The sequence below is a fragment of the Acinetobacter sp. TUM15071 genome, assembly GCF_008980925.1.
GTDB lineage: Bacteria > Pseudomonadota > Gammaproteobacteria > Pseudomonadales > Moraxellaceae > Acinetobacter > Acinetobacter dispersus.
The window spans coordinates 145,406-164,860 of the sequence record NZ_BKGB01000004.1; the positions used below are offsets into that span (position 1 = coordinate 145,406).

Annotated in this window: 17 protein-coding genes; 10 read left to right on the top strand and 7 right to left on the bottom strand. The window is 40.5% G+C overall.

Features of this window, described 5'->3' with window-relative positions; translation table 11 throughout:
• Positions 1 to 11: 11 nt before the first annotated feature.
• Positions 12 to 824: a putative porin gene (locus tag GBI66_RS05475; RefSeq protein WP_005185851.1), complete on the bottom strand. Its 813-nt coding sequence runs from the start codon at positions 822 to 824 to the stop codon at positions 12 to 14.
• Between the two features lie 409 nt (positions 825 to 1,233).
• Here GBI66_RS05475 and prfB point away from each other — a divergent pair.
• From prfB to GBI66_RS05500, 5 genes are all read left to right on the top strand, one after another.
• Positions 1,234 to 2,329, top strand: a protein-coding gene (gene prfB / locus GBI66_RS05480) for a peptide chain release factor 2 (protein WP_151715423.1) whose coding sequence is annotated in 2 segments (ribosomal slippage) — positions 1,234 to 1,305 and positions 1,307 to 2,329 — 1,095 coding nt in all. Because the reading frame shifts where the segments join, the coding sequence is not laid out codon by codon here.
• 162 nt (positions 2,330 to 2,491) lie between these two features.
• Positions 2,492 to 2,794, top strand: a complete 303-nt coding sequence (locus tag GBI66_RS05485) for a helix-turn-helix transcriptional regulator (RefSeq protein WP_010590065.1) — start codon at positions 2,492 to 2,494, stop codon at positions 2,792 to 2,794.
• Between the two features lie 27 nt (positions 2,795 to 2,821).
• On the top strand, positions 2,822 to 3,886 hold the full coding sequence (locus GBI66_RS05490) for an alkene reductase (protein WP_151715424.1): 1,065 nt from the start codon (positions 2,822 to 2,824) through the stop codon (positions 3,884 to 3,886).
• Between the two features lie 110 nt (positions 3,887 to 3,996).
• Entirely contained in the window at positions 3,997 to 5,316 is a 1,320-nt protein-coding gene (locus GBI66_RS05495; RefSeq protein WP_151715425.1) for a 3-deoxy-D-manno-octulosonic acid transferase, read from the top strand.
• Complete coding sequence (locus GBI66_RS05500) at positions 5,313 to 6,023, top strand: 16S rRNA (uracil(1498)-N(3))-methyltransferase (RefSeq protein WP_151715426.1); 711 nt, start codon at positions 5,313 to 5,315, stop codon at positions 6,021 to 6,023. Before GBI66_RS05495 ends, GBI66_RS05500 begins: the two co-directional genes overlap by 4 nt.
• Here GBI66_RS05500 and GBI66_RS05505 read toward each other — a convergent pair.
• Positions 6,012 to 6,983, bottom strand: coding sequence for a mechanosensitive ion channel family protein (locus tag GBI66_RS05505; RefSeq protein WP_151715427.1), 972 nt, complete (start codon positions 6,981 to 6,983; stop codon positions 6,012 to 6,014). The two genes, GBI66_RS05500 and GBI66_RS05505, sit on opposite strands and share 12 nt — an antisense overlap.
• 131 nt (positions 6,984 to 7,114) lie before the next feature.
• Positions 7,115 to 7,678 (bottom strand): DUF805 domain-containing protein, encoded by a 564-nt coding sequence (locus tag GBI66_RS05510; protein WP_151715428.1) that lies wholly within the window; start codon positions 7,676 to 7,678, stop codon positions 7,115 to 7,117.
• Positions 7,679 to 8,015: 337 nt separating this feature from the next.
• Between GBI66_RS05510 and acs the strand changes: the two genes are divergently transcribed.
• Complete coding sequence (gene acs / locus GBI66_RS05515; protein ID WP_151715429.1) at positions 8,016 to 9,959, top strand: acetate--CoA ligase; 1,944 nt, start codon at positions 8,016 to 8,018, stop codon at positions 9,957 to 9,959.
• A 273-nt stretch (positions 9,960 to 10,232) separates the two neighbouring features.
• Here the strand turns inward: acs and GBI66_RS05520 are convergent, their stop codons facing one another.
• Positions 10,233 to 10,775, bottom strand: a complete 543-nt coding sequence (locus GBI66_RS05520) for a cysteine hydrolase family protein (protein ID WP_151715430.1) — start codon at positions 10,773 to 10,775, stop codon at positions 10,233 to 10,235.
• A 104-nt stretch (positions 10,776 to 10,879) separates the two neighbouring features.
• Between GBI66_RS05520 and GBI66_RS05525 the strand changes: the two genes are divergently transcribed.
• Positions 10,880 to 11,293: an Lrp/AsnC family transcriptional regulator gene (locus GBI66_RS05525; RefSeq protein WP_151715431.1), complete on the top strand. Its 414-nt coding sequence runs from the start codon at positions 10,880 to 10,882 to the stop codon at positions 11,291 to 11,293.
• Positions 11,294 to 11,369: 76 nt separating this feature from the next.
• On the opposite strand, the gene sfnG is transcribed toward GBI66_RS05525, so the two are convergent.
• Positions 11,370 to 12,476, bottom strand: coding sequence for a dimethylsulfone monooxygenase SfnG (gene sfnG, locus GBI66_RS05530; protein ID WP_151715432.1), 1,107 nt, complete (start codon positions 12,474 to 12,476; stop codon positions 11,370 to 11,372).
• A 27-nt stretch (positions 12,477 to 12,503) separates the two neighbouring features.
• Entirely contained in the window at positions 12,504 to 13,244 is a 741-nt protein-coding gene (gene msuE, locus GBI66_RS05535) for an FMN reductase (RefSeq protein ID WP_005185815.1), read from the bottom strand.
• Between the two features lie 349 nt (positions 13,245 to 13,593).
• On the opposite strand from msuE, the gene GBI66_RS05540 reads away from it, so the two are divergent.
• Entirely contained in the window at positions 13,594 to 14,244 is a 651-nt protein-coding gene (locus tag GBI66_RS05540) for a response regulator transcription factor (protein WP_151715433.1), read from the top strand.
• Between the two features lie 119 nt (positions 14,245 to 14,363).
• Here the strand turns inward: GBI66_RS05540 and omp33-36 are convergent, their stop codons facing one another.
• Positions 14,364 to 15,266 carry a porin Omp33-36 gene (gene omp33-36 / locus GBI66_RS05545; protein WP_266095276.1) on the bottom strand — a complete coding sequence of 301 codons (903 nt, stop codon included), beginning with the start codon at positions 15,264 to 15,266 and terminating at the stop codon, positions 14,364 to 14,366.
• 728 nt (positions 15,267 to 15,994) lie between these two features.
• On the opposite strand from omp33-36, the gene blaOXA reads away from it, so the two are divergent.
• Both blaOXA and GBI66_RS05555 read left to right on the top strand, forming a co-directional pair.
• Positions 15,995 to 16,831: an OXA-286 family carbapenem-hydrolyzing class D beta-lactamase gene (gene blaOXA / locus GBI66_RS05550; RefSeq protein WP_171494267.1), complete on the top strand. Its 837-nt coding sequence runs from the start codon at positions 15,995 to 15,997 to the stop codon at positions 16,829 to 16,831.
• A gap of 879 nt (positions 16,832 to 17,710) precedes the next feature.
• Positions 17,711 to 19,432, top strand: a complete 1,722-nt coding sequence (locus GBI66_RS05555; RefSeq protein ID WP_151715435.1) for a GGDEF domain-containing protein — start codon at positions 17,711 to 17,713, stop codon at positions 19,430 to 19,432.
• Positions 19,433 to 19,455 lie beyond the last annotated feature (23 nt).

The window sequence follows — 19,455 nt, forward strand, 5'->3', positions numbered from 1 at the left end:
CTGTTCAAGTCTTAGAAGCGGTATGCACCACGAAGACCGAATGAAGTGTAGTCATTATCGATGTATGATTTATCGTTACCGAAACCTACACGACCTTCCAAGCTCACTTGTTGATTGAAGAATTTCTTCGCAGAAATACCCCATTCATTTGAATTGATGAAAGTGTTGTCATAATCAAGTTTTTGGTAATCAACACCAACGCTTAAAGTTTTGTCGATGAAGTAATCACCTTTTAACTTCACTTCTTTGTTGTCACCAAAAGCAGTGTATGCTTCTAGGTTCACGTCATTTTGACCCATTTTAGTCACATACTTCGCACGAAGTGTTGGACTAGTTTCACGGTCGCCATCTTTCACATCAACAGTTTTTGCACCCGCAGCAACCAATAAACCTGGTGCTGGTAAGTAACCTACTTCTGCTGCGTAGTGATTGATTTTTAATTTGTCTTCATCAGTTGCATATTTCGAATTCGGTTTGATTTCTTCACGGCCAATATTACCGCTTAAATAGAAATCGCTGTTTGGAACGAAGTATTCAATACCTGCGCCATATTGATTGTTTTTGAATGCATCATCTTCTTCATGAGCGTATTGAGCTTTTACATTGCTCGCACGGTCAAGGAACGCAGCTTCTGCAAGAGGTGCATTACGTGTTTGTACTGGGTTAAAGTAATATTTGCCGTCTACGCTGAAACGATCATTGTCACCAAAACGATCTTGGTCTTTATAGGTATAAGAACCACCTACCTCAGCTTGATAAGCATGAGCAGTGCCTGTTACTGCGATAGCAGATAAAAGTGCTGATGCAATTGCTAATTTTTTCATGGTTGTTTCCTCATTAAGATTTAAACCAAGTGTTAAACACTGATACATGTTTTGTTACAACTCGAGTCTAGAGCAATTTTCATGATCGTCAATCTTGATAAGGTAATCGAACAGTACGAATGTAATTGACTTGTAATTTTGACATTTTATCTAATTGATATTGTTTAATAAAAAATCAATGTTTTGATTTATTAAAACTTAGGAGAGATTGTGTGTTTTAGTGTAAATGGTCTAATTTTTATACAAAAACTTGAATCTAATACATCTGACTAAACATTTCAGGCATAAGATTAAGTAATTAAAAAAATCAATTTTAATAAATAAAGGTATTCAAAATGACATGGCTGTGTCGACCAAAACAGTTATGTTAAAATAGCGGATTAAGTGAAAAAGTTGTGAGAAAACACGCGTGGAAATTAATCCGTATTTAGTCCAATTGAAAGATTTATCTGATCGTAGCCAAACACTACGGGGGTATCTTTGACTACGATCTAAAAGCTGAGCGTTTAGAAGAAGTTTTAAGAGAATTAGAAGACCCTGCGATTTGGAATGATCAAAGCCGTGCTCAGGCCATCGCAAAAGAAAAGGGCAGTTTAGAAAACACATTAGGTGTATTTGATCGTCTTGCTGAACAGTTAGATGATGCAAAAGCCATGCTAGACCTTGCGGTTGAAGCGGATGATGAAAGTTTATTGTTGGATGTTCAAGCAGAATTAGATAGTGCTGAACAGGCCTTAGGTAATCTTGAATTCCGCCGTATGTTCAGTAATCCGATGGATCCAAACCCATGCTTCCTTGAAATTCAATCAGGTTCGGGTGGTACAGAAGCACAAGACTGGGCTTCGATGCTATTGCGTATGTATCTACGCTGGATCGAACGTCACGGCTTTAAAGCTGAATTGATGGAAGTCTCAGATGGTGATGTGGCTGGGATTAAATCAGCGACCATCCGTGTGGATGGTGAATTTGCCTATGGTTGGTTACGTACTGAAAGTGGCGTACATCGTTTAGTCCGTAAGTCACCATTTGACAGTAACAACAACCGTCATACTTCATTCTCAGCCGTGTTTATCTCACCTGAGATTGATGACAATATCGAAATTGATATCAATCCATCTGATGTGCGTACCGATACTTACCGTGCTTCGGGTGCGGGTGGTCAGCATATTAACAAAACCGATTCTGCAGTTCGTTTAACTCACGCACCGACAGGTATTGTGGTGGCATGTCAGAACCAACGTTCACAACATGCCAACCGTGACCATGCATGGAAGCAATTACGTGCCAAACTGTATGAATTAGAGATGAGCAAACGTAATGAAGCTGCTCAAGCCTTAGAAGACTCGAAGTCAGATATTGGTTGGGGAAGCCAGATTCGCTCGTATGTCCTCGATGATTCACGTATTAAAGACCTGCGTACTGGTGTGGAAAATTCCAATACCAAAGCAGTGTTAGATGGTGACTTGGATAAGTTCATCGAAGCAAGTTTGAAACAAGGTTTATAAGTTTTAATCCAATTAAAACGGCAATCTCGTTCAGCATCTGCTAGTTAATCGAAAAAATATGATATTAATATCGAAAAAAATGGATATTAATATTTTAAAATTTCGATATACTGGATTTAGGTGCTGAACAAAGCGTTGCCGCTTGAGAAACGTGGTGAGTCTATGGATATTGATGTTATAAGCAAAGCCTTAGCCAATCCATTACGTCGACAGATTTTGCAATGGCTAAAAGAGCCTGAGCAATTTCTACCCGTTGAGCAATGTGGTGGTAGTTTTGAACGTGGTGTATGTGCAGGACACATCGAACGTTTAGGAAAAGTTGCACAATCGACTATGTCGAATCATTTGTCTGTACTACAACAGGCGGGTTTGATTAAGGTTGAGAAATATGGGCAGTGGTCTTATTTCACGCGCAATGAAGCTTTGATTCAGCAATATATCGAACATTTAAAACAAGCACTTTAAATCGAAGAAGTGTAAGTTGAGGCGATCATGGCTGAACTAAATTCTACTTTGCAAGTAGGTGATTTCACGATTAAAAACCGCTTGGTTTTAGCTCCTTTAACGAGAGCGCGTAGTGGTGCGCAGCGTATTCCAAATGATTTGATGGTGGAATATTACCAACAACGTGCCAATGCTGGCCTTATTATTACCGAAGCAACGGTGATTAGCCCTAAAGCAGCGGGATATGCCAATACACCAGGCTTATGGTCGCAAGAACAAGCGCAGGCATGGCATAAAATTGTTGAAGCCGTACACGCACAAGGTTCAAAAATTGTGGTTCAGCTGTGGCATGTCGGTCGTATTTCACATCCAGACTTATTGGATGGTGATACACCTGTGGCGCCAAGTGCAATTCAACCTGCGGGTGAAGTGAGCTTACTTCGTCCAAAACGTCCTTTTGTGACACCACGTGCGTTATCGCATGAAGAAATCCAAGAAGTTGTTGCACAATATAAAAATGCAGCAGAACAGGCCAAAGCCGCTGGTTTTGATGGTGTCGAATTGCATGCTGCCAATGGTTATCTGATTGATCAATTCCTGCAAAGCAGCACTAATCATCGTGATGATGAATATGGCGGTGCAATTGAAAACCGTGCGCGTTTATTACTACAAGTTGTAGATACCTTCATTGAAGTATGGGGTGCTGGTCGAGTGGGTGTACATCTTGCTCCACGTGGTGATTCGCACGATATGGGTGATGAAAATCCATTAGCAACGTTTGGTTATGTGGTAGAGCAATTAGATCAACGCAATATTGGTTTTATTTTCACGCGTGAATATGAAGCTGAGGATAGTGTGTTACCTAAATTACGCCCGAAATTTAAAGGCGTGTGGATTGCCAATGAAGGTTTAACGGCGGATTCTGCGAAACGCATTTTGGCGACAGGTCAAGCTGATGCAGTCTCATTCGGTAAACAATATATCGCGAACCCTGATTTATTTGAACGTTTACAACATGATTTACCTTTAAACCCACTTCAACCACAAACCTTATACGGTGATGGTGCTGAGGGTTATACCGATTATCCTGCCTTTGAACAGTTAGAAGCATAATTTGCTTTAAAACTTTAAAAAATGACTCATGTGATTTACCAAAATTGCATGAGTTTTTGTTTTAAATTCCGCATAATGAGCAGGAATCACATTGTAAATTATGGTCTCGGATGGCGCAGAATACAGCAGCACAGCAAACACCGTTTTGGTATAACTTTTTACTGGCTTGTATCAAGCCGTTGTACCGCTGGAAAATCAAACAACGGGCTGAAAGTGATGCGCTGTTTCAACAGGAATGTATTGAGCGTTTTGGGCCATTCCAACCCCCTAAAAATTTGGGGGCAATTTGGTTCCATGCGGTATCAGTCGGTGAAACCAACGCGGCTCAACCGTTAATAGAACATTATTTAAAACTAGGCCATCCGGTTTTAGTGACCAATACTACCAAGACAGGGCAAGCGCGTGCCAAATCCCTGTTTTTAAAAGCCCCTTATCTCGATTTATTTCAGGCGGTATATTTGCCTGTCGATCAAAAAGCATTATTAAAACAATTTTTTAATCTGTATCAACCGCGACTATTGGCATTGGTTGAAACAGAGATCTGGCCAAATCTTATTGCCCAAGCAAAACAGCAACAGATTCCCTGTATTTTATTGAATGCGCGTCTGTCAGAGAAATCAGCCAAAGGTTATGGCAAGGTTCGTCGTTTGACCCAACCGATGTTGCAACAGCTCACTTGGATGCTGGCACAAGATGTGGCAACGCAACAGCGTTATGTTGAATTAGGTTTAGAACAAACCAAAAGTCAGGTGGTTGGAAATATTAAATTTGATATTTCAGCACCAGAACAGTATCTGCAACAAGCACAGCAGTTGAAACAAGATTGGCACTTGGTGGGGCGGCAGATCATCACTTTGGCCAGTACTCATGCGCCCGAAGAAGAAAGTTTACTCAAACAATTGCAGCCGCATTTAAATTCAAATCCAAATTTAATCTGTATTGTGGTGCCACGTCATCCTGAACGTTTTGACGAGGTGTACCAAGTTTGTCAAAGTTTAAATTTAAAAACACAACGCCGTAGTCTTCAACAACCGATTCAAGCGGATACACAGGTATTTCTTGCCGATAGTATGGGTGAGATGTGGTTGTGGTACGCCTTGAGCCAAGCCTGTTTTGTCGGTGGTTCATTGAATGAGCCTGGTGGTGGTCACAATATTCTAGAACCGATGGTCTTGAATGTGCCTACAGTGATTGGTCCACGTTATTTCAACTTTCAAACGATTGTGGATGAGTTTGTGGCTGAACAAGGGATTTTGATTGGAGAGGATGCAGCACAGGTGGGGCAGCAATTATTAGCCTGTTTAGAAGATGATGCTCAGACTCAGCAACTGGTTACGCAGGCTCAGCGGGTTCTACAAACAAATAAAGGCTCACTACAGCAGCATATTCAGTGTCTTGATCACTATTTACAGCAAACAGCATTATCATGAATATTGTTTTACTCGAGCCAGATCAGTGTGTTTCAGCGGATGTATGGCAGATCAGCCAGCCCAGACAATTGCAGCATTTAGCTCAGCACTTACAGCTCAATGTTGGTGATACCTTAAAGGTTGGGATTCGTGCAGGTCAGCGATACTTAACTGAGGTGGTCGCTATCAGCGAAAAATGCATTACAGTTCGGCCAGTTCAAACTGAAGCGGTTCCTGCAAAGCTTCCCGTGCATCTGATTCTTGCCTTGCCACGTCCAAAAGTATTGCGTCGCATCATTATGGATGCTGCGACACTGGGGGTGGAACGGATTAGCCTGATTCATAGTTATCGAGTGGATAAGAGCTATTGGCACACACCGTTTTTACAGCAGCTCAGTGATTATATAACTTTGGGTTTAGAACAGGCCGGCGATACCATTGCACCCGAAATCCAACTCTATAAACGCTTTAAACCTTTTGTTGAAGATGTTTTACCGACGTTGATCAGCGCAGAACAGCCTGCTTACGTGGCGCATCCTTATGCTGAGCAGCAAATGCCGTATGCAATTCAACAGCCTTGTAGTTTGATCGTTGGCCCAGAGGGAGGATTTATTCCCTATGAGGTCGATCTACTCATAAAAAACGGCTGCCAAGCGATGAGCTTAGGCAACCGAATTTTGCGAACTGAAACAGCGGTGTCAAATATTTTAGGGCGATTATTTGTCTAAAGTATCGCTCTGCTCAGATTGATCACCACGATAGACTTTGACTTCCTGCACTGGATAAGGAATTGAAATGCCTTTCTCATCAAAAGCAGTGACTACCAATTCTTGAATTTCACTGATAGAGGCTGAGGTGCTGGTTTCAGTGGTATTGACCCACCAACGTACCGTTAAATTAATTGAGAAATCTGCCAGTGCGGTAACATTGACAGAGAAGCCTGGTTGACTCAGTACATTTAAATTACGATCCAGAATATCAAGAATAATCTTCTTGGCTTTTTGCATGTCATCTTCATAGCCAATCCCGACCACAAACTCACAACGACGACGTTGATAGGCATTGTTAACCGTAACAGCACTGGTATACACCGTGGCATTAGGAATTACGATACGGCGGCCATCAGGCGAACGTAAGAAGGTTGCTCGGATTTGAATATCCTCGACGTTTCCTTCCAAGCCATTGACGACAATATCATCACCGATACGAAACGGTTCGCTGATCAGAATCAGAATCCCTGACAATAAGTTTTGAAAAATATCTTTGAAAGCAAAACCGATCGCAACCGAACCAATACCTAGTGCACCAATCAACTGACTTGGTGTGAAGCCTGGGATAGCAATCACCAGCGCGATCAAGAAGCCAAAGAAGATAATAAAAGTACTACCGACCCGATTCAGTACCAATACTAGGTTTTGGCGAGTATAGCTGCGATTTTCTAGCGTCTTGCGAATAAAGAGTTTAAACAACTTGGTGAGTAACCAAAAGATAATGAAAACTGTAATTGCGATACCGATATAGGGAATACGCTCCCAAAAGCTGTCCATGATTTTATCAATCGTGGTATAGGCATCGTGGTACTTTTCAGTATGGGCCAAAACCGTTTCAGTGGTCTTGGTGCTGGCTTGATGAATCAGCGCACCTGTATCTTTCGCCACTTCAGTCAATGTTGTTTGTTCGTTTGCCACAGCAAGATCTCTATTTCGCAAAGGAAGGAGTAAATGAGGGAAGCAATCATAATGAATTTATTGCCAACACGCATGCAAAATTCAGTCTTTGTTTCCCATGATGATCAAATCAATTCGCTGAATGTAGTCGCTTAAAAATATTCGGTCGTATTTTGAATGATCTGGGTTGGTGCATCCCATACATCTGGGCTGGCAAAATAATACGCAAAAATAAAGACACCAAACATCATGAATAGACTAAACAGAATCATGATCCAAGCGAGAATTTTTTCCCACGCACTGGATGGGCGAACATCACCATAATCATTGCGATGGGGAGTTCCAGGTGCGAATAAGGCATATAAAGTAAATAAAAATTGCAGCACTGGAACCAAGAGCAGTAAACATAGCCAACCTGTTTTATTCAAGTCATGCAGGCGACGGATAAGAAATACGATTTGGAAATAAAATGCGACTAACCACAGTGCGATCAAAGCAAAGATGGTAAGACCTGAAAATGTAGAAAAGAAGGTTTCATCGACATGACTGAGACTAAAAATGCCAGCGAAGGCAAAAATACCGAAAAAAGCAGCCATACATATGAAGCTGAGTAAACCATACCAAGCGATATAGCTGAGGCGGTTGAAGCGACCATTTGGGGAGAGCGGATAGTCACTCATGGGCTGCACTCGAGCAGTTGTTGCGGGATCAAACATAGAGCGTTCCTATTTTTCTGCTTATTAAATCTTTTGTGGTCTTGGCAATGATCAAAATAATCACTTATTTTAAAAACAAAAAGCATAGACAAGCAGTTCAAATTTAAATTATTTTGAGTAAATTTTTGAAAATAAATTGATCGTAAAAGCGTCGGCTTTGCTATTTTAGCCTATAACTTAGTCAAGGTCGAAAGATTAAAAGTCCTGACATTTCTACGACCAAAGCCGCATTGTTTGCACTTGTAAATGGTGTCAATACTGCAAGTGAGAACAAAACATACCCGTGTAATAGATGAGAACATCTAAGGTATGAGATAAAAAACCAAGGAAGTGAGCTATGAAAGAAATCTACCCAGTGCCTGATAAATTCAAAGAAACGGCAAGAATCTCTGAAGCAGACTATTTCAAACGTTACCAGCATTCGATTGAGCAGCCAGAAGCATTTTGGGCAGAGGAAGCCAGCAAGATTGAATGGATCAAACCATTTACACAGGTCAAAAATACCAGTTTTAATCAAGATAATTTCAAAATCGAATGGTTTGCTGATGGTGAGTTGAATGTCTCAGCCAATTGCTTAGATCGTCATCTTAAAGATAATCCATTAAAACCTGCCATTATTTGGGAAGGTGATCACCCTTCGCGTCATAAAATCATCTCATTTTCTGAACTGCATGATGAAGTCTGTCGTTTTGCCAATGTGTTAAAGAAACAAGGTATTCGCAAGGGCGATCGTGTCGTGCTGTATATGCCAATGGTGCCTGAAGCAGCAATTGCCATGCTCGCTTGTGCGCGTATTGGTGCAGTGCATTGTGTGGTGTTTGGTGGTTTCTCGCCAGACTCCTTGGCGAGTCGTATTGAAGACTGTCAAGCAAAACTGGTGATTACTGCGGATGCAGGCATGCGTGGTGGAAAGTTACTGCCACTGAAAGAAAATGTCGATGCAGCTTTAGACATTGATGGTACCAGTAGTGTTGAAAACGTGATTGTGGTACATCGCACGGGCAATCCAATTCAGTTTAATGCGGAACGTGATGTTTGGTATCACCTTGCTATCATGGAAGTAGACGAACACTGTCCACCAGAACCAATGAAAGCAGAAGACCCTTTATTTATTCTGTATACCTCAGGTTCAACTGGTAAACCGAAAGGCGTATTGCATACCACAGGTGGTTATCTAGTCTATGTAAATACCACATTTAGAGAAGTCTTCGATCTACGTGAAGATGATGTGTATTGGTGTACTGCCGATGTCGGCTGGATTACAGGCCATAGTTATTTACTTTATGGCCCACTCAGTAATGCCACCACCACGGTGATGTTTGAGGGTATTCCACAATATCCGACATGGGCACGTATTGGTCATGTGATTGATAAGCATAATGTCACCATCCTATATACGGCACCGACTGCGATTCGCGCCATGATGCGTGAAGGTGATGCCTATGTACGTGAAAGTAACCGCAGTAGCTTACGTTTACTCGGTTCGGTGGGTGAGCCGATCAACCCAGAAGCGTGGAATTGGTATCATGAAGTGGTTGGTGAAGGCCGTTGCCCAATTGTCGATACATGGTGGCAAACAGAGACAGGCGGCATTTTAATTTCACCATTGCCGGGTGCAACTGCCTTAAAACCAGGATCCGCGACACGTCCATTCTTTGGTATTCAACCTGCACTGGTGGATGGAGAGGGTAATGAGCTAGAAGGTGCAACTGAAGGCAATCTGGTGATTAAGGATTCATGGCCGGGTCAAATGCGAACCATTTGGGGTGATCCACAACGCTTTATTGAAGCCTATTTCTCGACCTTTAAAGGCTGTTATTTCACTGGTGATGGTGCACGCCGAGATGCTGATGGCTACTATTGGATTACGGGACGTGTCGATGATGTACTCAACGTATCGGGGCATCGTTTAGGTACAGCCGAGATTGAGAGTGCCTTGGTCTCGCATGTAGCAGTTGCAGAGGCTGCGGTGGTGGGTATGCCGCATGATATTAAAGGACAGGGGATTTGTACCTTTGTCACTTTACAAGCCGATGTGGCTGAATCTGAGGAACTACGTAAGGAGTTGGTGAATTGGGTACGTAAAGTACTTGGCCCTGTGGCAACCCCAGATGCCTTACATTGGGCGCCCGCTTTGCCAAAAACCCGTTCAGGCAAAATCATGCGCCGCATCTTGAGAAAGATTGCTGCCAATGAATTGGATAGTTTAGGTGATACCTCGACCCTTGCTGAACCCGCTGTGGTTGATCATTTGATTGCGACAGTTTATCCAAACCGATAAACCCGATGCAAATGTGAAAAGAGCGTTCGATTGAACGCTCTTTTTTTATCTGCATTAGAATTCTTGCATAAGTCATTTTTTAAGCAGGATTGAATTCGCAATGAAAGTCCCCTCTCCTTTTTAAAGGAGAGGGCTAGGGAGAGGATTTATATGAAGAATTTTCCTCATCCTCTTGCGGACTTGCAGCCCTCATCCCAAAGGGAGATGGGACTTTCAAAACTAATTTTTTACCAATGATTGATCATTTTTTGACTTTTGAAAGAGCTCCATTATTTAATTGTGCGCTAAAAAATCTACAGTGTTTTGTACAGTGGCGAAGAAACCCAGTGCAGATAAGAACGCCGTTTGTACATCTGCTGCTTTGACGCTTTTACCTTCATGTTCAAGATCACGGGTTGCAGTGGCATCTGCAATGACAATTGGTTGGTAGCCAAGCTCTTTGGCTGCACGCGTCCCAGAATCAATACAGACATGGGTCATCATGCCAGTAATTACTAACTGTTCAACTTGATGCTGCTCAAGGATGGCTTGAAGATTGGTTTCTAGAAAGCTATTTGGGAAATGCTTTTCGATAATCAATGATTGATCGGTGACTTTAAGTTGTGGATGTAATTCAACACCCACGGTATTTTCCTGAAAAAAACTGGCTGAGGCAGGATTAATATGCTGAATATAAATAATCGGTAAATTATTTTGAATAAAATGATCTTCTAATTGGTTGGTTTTCGCCAGAGCAAGCTCTGGATTGACCAATTCCATTTTGCCATTTTTAAAATAGTCGTTTTGAACATCAATAATCAGTAAGGCTTGTTTCATTGTTTTTACGTCCAACATTAAGATAAAACAAGAGTAGGGTGAAACTGAGAAATCGGCTATATTCAAATGAAAGCATTGTTGCTGGTTTTCTTTCGTAATGAAAAATGAATATTGAACTTGATCCCATCGACTTAAAAATTATTGAACTGCTGAAGCAAGACTCGCGTTTAAGTCATAAAGAAATTGGACAGCGGGTACATCGTACTGGGCAGGCGGTGGGTGCGCGTATTGCACAGTTAATGGATGCAGGTATTATCAAAAATTACACCGTCGCGATAAAATACGAACATAAACAATTCATCCAACTGTTTATGAATGATCAGCAAGCTTTTATTGAGGTTGAGCATTTGGTCAAACAATATGAGCAAGTGGATGAGTGTTTTAAAATTCTCGGCAACGCCTGCTATATGATTGTTAGTCACTTTAATCCGCCACAATTAAATGAATTTATTGAGCAGCTGTCGAAATGGTGCCGTTATTCGGTTGAAACTGTCATGCGAGAAATTGAGACCCGTTAAAATAAAAAAGCCCCAAGCCGAGCCTTGGGGAGTATTTGCCATTTCTTTTGTTTTTCTTCTTATTTAATGCTGAAAACTACGCTGATTTTGCTGCGAGATGCTGCTCCTGTTGTTGTTCAAGTTGACGGACGAGGGGTAGAACTTTTTCTCCAAAATATTCAACTTCCTCAATGAAATGCAGAAACCCAGAAAGAACTAGGTCAACGCCCACATCTTTTAGGGCCACAATGCGTTCTGCAATTTGCTGTGGTGTACCGATCAGATTGGTTTTAAAGCCATCGTTATATTGTACTAAATCATCAAAGGTCGATTTTGCCCAGTTGCCCTCACGCTCAGGGGCCGCTGCCCCTGCTTCACGGGTAGCATCACCGAAGGCATTCACCGCTTCGACATTGGCTTGAGCAATGATTTCATTCAGTACGGCTTTGGCTTCTTCCTCAGTATCACGTGCGATAATAAAAGCATTAACCCCAATTTTGACTTGTCTGTTGGCTAACTTTGCTTTGCTGCGGACATCATCAACTTGCTTCTTGATTTCTTCAACGCTATTGCCGTTGGTAAAATACCAGTCTGATACACGCGCGGCCATATCACGTGCGGCACGGGAACTGCCGCCTTGAAATACTTCGATATAAGGTTTTTGCAAAGGTTTCGGTTTAAGCGTGTAATTTTGGAATTGGTAATACTTGCCATCAAAGCTGTAATTGTCTGTTGTCCAGATACCTTTGAGGGTACGAATAAATTCTTCCGAACGAACATAACGTTGATCATGCTCAGGCCAAGGTTCGCCAATCGCATCAAATTCGCCACGGAACCAGCCGCTGACGACATTAATCGCAATACGCCCTTGGGTGAGGTAGTCAATGGTTGCCAGCTGTTTAGCCGCAAGTACAGGCTTCCAAGGGCCAGGTAAAATAGCCGCAATTACTTTGAGTTTTTCGGTCTTTGCTAATAAAGCATGGCTAAAACTTACGGATTCATGTTGGTTTTCTGCGCCATAGCCAGCGGTAAAACGGATTTGTGTGAGAGCATATTCAAAGCCGCTTCGTTCCGCTGCTTGTGCTAAGCGCACATTATAGTCATAGCTCCAGTCAGTGCGTTGTTCAATGTTGCTTACAACGAGACCGCCACTCACATTGGGAACCCAGTAGGCAAATTTAATTGCGGATGCTGTTGTTGTCATCGTTGTATCCTCCATAACAGATATGGTTTATGCGACGTGGGTTAGATTCTTGGTTGATTTCGGGTGTAAGCGAGATTCAGCTGCATCCAGATTCGGTACAGCCGCAGATGGTAAGACTTCGGCTTGTTCGATTTGTTTGTTGATGCCGAGATTCTGATTCGCTTGCTCAGTTTTGGCTTTGATGGCCGCTGCACGTTGGCCTTTGGCTGGTGCCCATTCTAAAATTGGTAAGGCACGTGCCACAGCGAGGGTGACGCGATCAGACAATTGTTCGCTTTTTACCGTATATTCAGGCGTAAAGTCACGATCAGTGGCATAGACCCCAATCGGTAAGGTTTGTGCTTGGAAGAAACTGAATAAAGGGCGTAATTGATGTTCTAACACCAGTGCATGACGGTCACTGCCACCTGAAGCGGCGAGTAACACAGGTACATCAACCAAAGCTGTTTGCTCAACAAAGTCGAAGAAATGCTTAAATAAACCTGTAAACGAAGCACGATAAACAGGGGTGCCCACAATCAATGCATCTGCGGCTTCAACTGCAGCCAAATCATCTTGTACGCGTTGAGGCAGTTGATTACGATAAATTGCACCACCCAATAAAGGTCCAATTTCACTAAGCTTAACGAAATGCACTTTAATATTAATTGCTTCAGACAGCTCATCCAGAATCGCCTGAACTAAGCTTTCTGTTTTTGATGGGCTATTTAAACCACCAGATACTGCAACAATATTAAGGGGAGTTGAGAGGGTATTGTGATTGGACATAATAACGGCCTAAAAGATCATTTCGAATTACTATTTATTTATCTACACCGCATGCCAAGCTGTAAAATAAGGAAATGCTGCAAGCTTATCTTTTTTAAAGATATGTCGATAAATCACAATAAATATCAAATTTTAGGTCGTTAATTTTCTGTTTCTATTCAATATTTTTGAATCTGTTTTATGCAAAGGTGATTTTAATCAAGTTATATCAATATTTGATTTATTTTGCGGGAAAAGGAAATAAATCATGTCTTGTGCTTGACCTAGCCTTGAATTGAAAATAGGCTTAAGCGGATTGAATTTAAATAAACATCGTACAGTGACGTACTTGCAGATAGCTTAAGCGCTTATGAATATTTTAATTGTAGACGACCATCCTTTATTTAGACATGCTTTGATTCAAGCGGTTCGTTATAGTTTGCCTCAGGCGCAGATCCAAGAGACTGCAGATGTAGATGAATTCTATGCACGTTTAGAGCATGGTGCAGAACCTGATTTAGTCCTTCTGGATCTAAATCTCCCCGGTGCTTCTGGTTTCTCTGCCTTAGTCTATGTCAGGGCCCAATATCCTGCGATTCCGATTATTGTGGTTTCGGCACATGAAGAAGTGTCGATTATTCAACGTGCGATTGCGCATGGTTCAATGGGCTATATTCCAAAATCTTCCCATCCAAGTCATATTGGGGAAGCCATTAAACATGTTTTAGAAGGGGAGATTTGGTTACCACCAAACTTGCCAACCCATGCGGGCTTTGATCCTCGTGCGGCAGATGAAACCGCTTTAGCTGAACGCTTACAATCACTCACGCCACAGCAGTTCCGTGTCTTGATGATGGTGGCAGAAGGTTTATTGAATAAACAAATTGCTTATGAACTGGAAGTTTCAGAAGCCACAATCAAAGCACATGTCACCGCAATTTTCCGTAAGTTGGGCGTACAAAACCGTACCCAAGCGGTGTTGGCAATTAGTGCTTTAAATATTGAAGATAAGAAGATGTAAGAGATTGAATGACAAATTCGATTTTTAATTTTATTGAAGATCAGAAAACAAAAAACCAGTTCATAAGAACTGGTTTTTTGTTATGAATTTAGTGTTCTATGTAGAACCTAAATCCAATATTAGAAACGGAACTTCGCGTTTAAGCCGATAGTTTGCGTATCAGTGCTTTCATGTTTCGCATTTGCGTTAACATAAGTTGCGCCTACAGCAATCGCTGGAGTGATGAAGTAGTTTACGTTTGCACCCCAAGCAGAATTGATTGCAGAGAAGTTGTCTTCATTTGCTGGGTTTGAGCTGTAATTTGCTTCAGCATAAGAAGCGCCAACGCTTAACTTAGGAGTTACATATACGTCAGTTTTTAATTCGTATGCTTGGTTATCACCGTAAACAAGACCAGCTTCGAAGCCTACAGCCATGTTTGTACCATCGATGTTACCTACGTATTTAGTACGTGCAGTGATCGCATCTTGGTCTTGACCAATGATTTTAGCTTGAGCTACTGATTTAGCGATACCATTTGAAAGTACGCTGTTTGCGTCTAAAGCAAATTGATCAGCAATGTTAGTATAACCAACAGCAACTAAGAAGTTAGGAGTAAGCATAGTACCGACTTCTAATGCGAAACGGTCACCATTGTCTTTTTTACCTTCAGACTTAGTTTGTGAGTGGCTGTATGCAGCACTTGTATACACAGGTAAGTAAGGAGTTGGAAGGTAAGCTTCACCTTTTGCACCGAAAGAGTTGTTCTTAACAGTTGCAACTTCGTCACCGCTTAATTCTGCAAAGCTATAAGCTACAGAAACATTAGATGCTTGGTTTAAGAATGCAGCTTCAGCTAATGGACCTTTAGAAGAATCTACATTTTTGAAGTAGTAAGTACCTTGAGCAGCACCAGTAAAGTCTTTGTCATTGTCGCTTTTTGCGTCGATGAATTCAGATTGACCTTGAACTTCTACTTGGTATGCGTGAGCACCGGTCATGGCTAAAACTAAAGCAGTGGCTAAACCGAGTTTTTTCATAATGATTTCCAGCTTTAAAACAATTAAAGAGTAAAGTTGGAGCCATTGTATTGTAACAAAGTATGAAGTCAATGTAATAAATTTGGGCTTCCGATAAACGAACAAATGCTGAACAGAGTGTGTGTGAAAAGTGAGCGATTGAAAAAAATATTGTCAACCTTTTATAAAGTATATATCTAACAAATAGATATGTTTATTTTTTAACGAGATAAGGGGGCTTATAGTGTTCACATCAATAAATATTTTAATTGGTTTGTTCGATTGTAATGATCGTTTTTTTCGTTTATTGAGTTCTTATTTCTGTCATAAATCTGAGTTCAAAAGTGTGAGTTAAAATAATATTCCGTAATTTTTTTGCGATAGACTTTGCAAAATTATGATATTCATTCTCAGTTAATATAAACTAAAAATCATGTAAAAATCGCATCTTTAATGATCAATTAGCAAAATCGATTGTAACAATAAACCCGATCTATTTAATCAACTTTACTTTATGAGAATTAATTCACATAATACAAAGCAAGAGATATCTAATTTGCATTTAAGTGTCTCGTAACATTTTCTTTGAAGTATTTTGATGTTTTTACATCACTGTTTTACTAGCTCGGCTTTCCCCAAGGTCGAGCTTTTTTTTGTCTTTTTTCTCAGTTTTAGATGAAATAACACTACAGAAGACATGTAATAAAAGACTTATAGTGGCTGTTTATTCTACTTTTCCACCTTTTATGCTTATGTCGAAAAAACTAAAAATGCTCACTTTATCTATTTCAATGATGCTGGGCTTACCCTTGATGGCTTGCCAGAGCTTTAGTCAACAAAAGCAGCAAATAATGACACAGGAAAGTGAACAACAGCAGATTGCGAGTTTATTCCAAAATGCTCAAACCAGCGGTGTTTTGGTCATTTATGATGGAAAGAAAATTCAAAAATTTGGCAATGATGTACATCGTGCAGATCAGCGCTATATCCCAGCCTCGACCTTTAAAATGCTGAATGCGTTAATTGGCATACAGCATCATAAAACTACGCCAAAAGAAGTCTTTAAATGGGATGGACAGAAACGCGCATTCAGTAGTTGGGAAAAAGATCTCACATTAGCTGAGGCAATGCAGGCATCGGCTGTGCCTGTTTATCAAGAGCTGGCACGACGTATTGGTCTGGAGCTGATGACTCGTGAAGTTAAGCGAGTGGGCTATGGAAATAAGAATATTGGGACACAAGTCGATAACTTTTGGTTGGTTGGTCCATTAAAAATTACGCCTGTGGAGGAAGTACGCTTTGCCTACGCATTGGCGAAGCAAAAGCTGCCATTTGATCAGTCAACTCAGCAACAAGTAAAAGGCATGTTATTGGTGGATGAGGTTCATGGCACCAAAATATACGCCAAAAGTGGCTGGGGTATGGATGTTAGCCCCCAAGTGGGATGGTGGACAGGTTGGATAGAGCAAGCAAATGGCAAGATCACCGCATTTTCATTAAATATGGAAATGAGTCGACCTGAGCATACTGAGGCACGGAAGGCGATTGTCTATCAAGCTTTGCAGCAGCTAGATTTATTGGCGAATTAGATTCTTTCTAAAGTCTCAAAAAAAGACCCAGCTTTAGGGAAAGCTGGGCTGAGAAAGGATGTTTAACTTGGGGGAGAAAACATCCTAGAGGGTTACTGGTATAAATTCTGGAATCTTTCTATGCTTGAATTATGTTCTGTGGAACGTAATTTGTGAAATTGATAATTTTTATACTTAGGATAGGGTTATTCGATCAATAGATAGATGAAATATTCAAAAAAGAAACTTTGTTTTAAAATCAGATGATATTGATTTTAATAGAAAAAATTGTGTTTTAACTATTTTATCATGCTGATTTATATTTGTATGAGTCATTAGCTCGACTTTGATCTATGTTTGAGGAATCAGGGTAATGAATGCTTAAGGTGAATCTTTCGCAGTTTGGTTATCAATGATAGGTCGAGTTTTGAAACTAAATGACATTATTGAAATATATAAAGAAAAATAAACTAACCATGGCTGCTTAGAATGTTAAAAATTATTAATGTGAATGTGGGAAATATATATTGAGTAACAGAGCTGAAAGTTATTCGTTATTCATAAATCGTATAAGTTTAATATCATTATGAATATTAGTTCTAAGATGATTAAAAACTAAATCTATTCAAAAAATATCTTAATTTTAATCTCTTGTAGGAATGCTGGTGTGATGAAAAGCTATATTATTCAGTTATTTATTTAATAATAGGGGTTTGTTTAAATGGAAATCATTCTCAATTAGTGTATTAAATGATGAATTCTCTACTTAATAATGACAATAAAGATTAATGTAACCAAAAAACTGAGTTAATGCGTGGTCGTGTCATTTAGAATTCGGGTAAAATTAAGTTCTGTTTAAAAATCAATAGAGATCGTTTTTGAAAAGTACAAGGTGCCTGAATGGAGCGTGAATTAAAAAGCTCAAAATTACGTTCTGAGCAGATTAGCCGTCGCCTCTTTTTCTGCATGATAGTCATTATCTTTTCGATTTTTTATCTCTCCATTCCTTTAATTATTAATAGTTATCAAGAATATATAAAATCAGAACAAACACTCACTGAAATTACCTGCCTCCGTACATTAGTCAAAACAGCCAATAAAATTTCTAGAGAACGGGCACCTTCCAATAAAGTGATGTCGAGTCAACCAGATGTGTTATTGGAAAATCAAAAAGAATTATTCGAGTATCGAAAGATTGTTGATGCAGAAATTGATAACACCATTGAAGTTTTAAAACAAAACGGTTTTAGGCTGATTGCTTATGAATTGGAAACAGATTTAAAAGTTAAATTGGCTGCAGCACGGGCCATTGTTGATGCATATGCCAGTACACCGCATGCTGAGCGCACGTCGAAGCAATATGATCATGCGATTTTATCAATGTTTAGTGTTTGGGATGAAAGCCGTGAGTTCTTAACGTGGTTATTGGTTCGTTCCAATAGTAAGAACAGCAAGATGTCGAATTACTTCACTTCGATTTTGGTGCTCACTGATATGCGTGATCAAGCAGGGCGAGTTGCGTCCAATGTCATGGCACCAGTGACATTTGGTGAAAAAATTTCAGATGAAAATCGGGCACGATCATTACAGACACAGCATCAAGCGATCTATCTTTGGGAGTTAATTGATACGATCCAGCCTGAACAGTCGAAGACACCTGAATATGTAGATTTATATCGTCGTGTTAAAACGGAGTTTTTAGATAAAGGATTACCTATTGTTGCGCGCTTATTGGATGAAAGTAAAAATAATAAGGCGTACTTTCTGTCTGGGACACAATTGACAGAACGCATGGTGGGAAAATTTACTCCAGTCATGGATTTGCAAAGCTATATTCTGGATTACAGCATTCGGGTTGCAGTGAATGAAAATAAATTCGCAAAGCGACAGTTCATTTTTACTTTAATTATTTCTAGTCTGTCTCTATTGATTGCAATTTTCACCATGATTTATGCCAAGCGCAAGGTGTTTAGTCCACTGATCCATGCCCGTGATATGATTTTGCGTTTATCAGAAACCTCGGATGAACTTCCTTCAGGTAAAAATAATAAGGAAGAATTTGTCTCGCTGTTTGAAGCGATTGATAAACTAAATGGGATGTTAAAGCAGCGCGATACCATGGAGTTGCAACTCAAGCAGATTGCAAATTCAGATGCGTTAACAGGCGTGGCAAACCGTTTGGCTTTGGATGAGTATATTCAGGCTCTTGAATCCAAGCCCGAGGGGTTGTCTCAGACGTGTGTGATTGCGATTGATATTGATAATTTTAAGTTTGTAAATGATCAATATGGGCATATTGTTGGTGATCAGGTGATTACTATGATTGCGGATCAGCTCAAGTATAACGTTCGTGGATCTGACTTAATTGTGCGTTATGGCGGTGATGAGTTTTTGGTGGTCATTGAGAATATTCAGATGACCGCTGCAAAAGTAGTGGCAGAGAGTATTCGTTCCGCAATTTTAAAAGAAAAAATCGTTATTCCGAATGTGGCTGAGCCGATTCAGGTTTCGGTCAGTATTGGTGTTGCGATTGGGGCAAATAGCTGGTTAGAGTTGTTAGAAAAAGCGGACCAGTCGTTGCTCAAAGCGAAGGCGAAAGGGAAGAATGTGGTGGAGGGGTGAGTATTTTTCATTTATTTAAATGC